This window comes from Bartonella sp. CR84HXZ (assembly GCF_042194535.1).
In the GTDB taxonomy this organism is placed as follows: domain Bacteria; phylum Pseudomonadota; class Alphaproteobacteria; order Rhizobiales; family Rhizobiaceae; genus Bartonella; species Bartonella grahamii.
Genome location: NZ_JBHIMY010000115.1, coordinates 1 through 758 on the forward strand (window position 1 = coordinate 1; position 758 = coordinate 758).

Below are 758 nucleotides of genomic sequence, written 5' to 3' on the forward strand. Positions count from 1 at the left end.
CCTAAATCACCAAAGTGAAAGTTAAAATAAAACGGTGAACCAGCAGAGGTTTTCATCAAGGCTACCGCTGGTCCCCACACATTGCCATCTATTTTTCCAACCGGAAAAGAATGAAAAGGAGAAAGCGCTGCATAGTTGCGGCTTGTTATCGCACCAGAGCGGGTGCGATAAGCATAATTGCCAGGCAATTGTGCCCACCAAGCAGCGGCAAGCCCTAAATCTTCCCGCGCAATCACAGCCCCACCATCTGTAAGACGAGAACGCGCTTTGGCAAGATTATCCGCTAACTCTTGCGGCGTATCAGCAAAAACTGCCAATGATAAATGATGTTCCCCTAAAACAAAACGATTGGATTCAAGATCATCAAGCGCATCATCAAGCTCCATAATTTGTGAGCCCGCACGGTCGCCTGCATTGACCATTTGGTTTTGTTTGCGCCCCATAATCTGCTTGGCAATGTTTTTGCTCTTGAAAACAAAAGATTGGGTGAAAATAAACTCAAAGGGAAGCGTGAGCAAACCATCCGCCATGCCTACCCTGGTTTTTGCTGGATATTCTTTCCAACCAAACATGCCCGCAAACCGTTGTTCCGCCTCATAGCGTATTTCTATGATCTCTTTCCCAAAAATGAGACGGTCTGAATAAACAGTTGAAGCTATCGTCCCCCATGTGAGGGGGATACGTTCACGACGACCTCCCACCAATTGGTGGATAAACTCACTTTGCTGCGAATAAATATTACCTTCATGTTCATAAAG

1 pseudogene is annotated in these 758 nt (G+C 45.9%); it reads right to left on the reverse strand.

The window, feature by feature from the left end:
* Positions 1 to 758 (reverse strand): annotated as a pseudogene (locus ACFIKD_RS09690) (transporter); the annotation flags it as partial.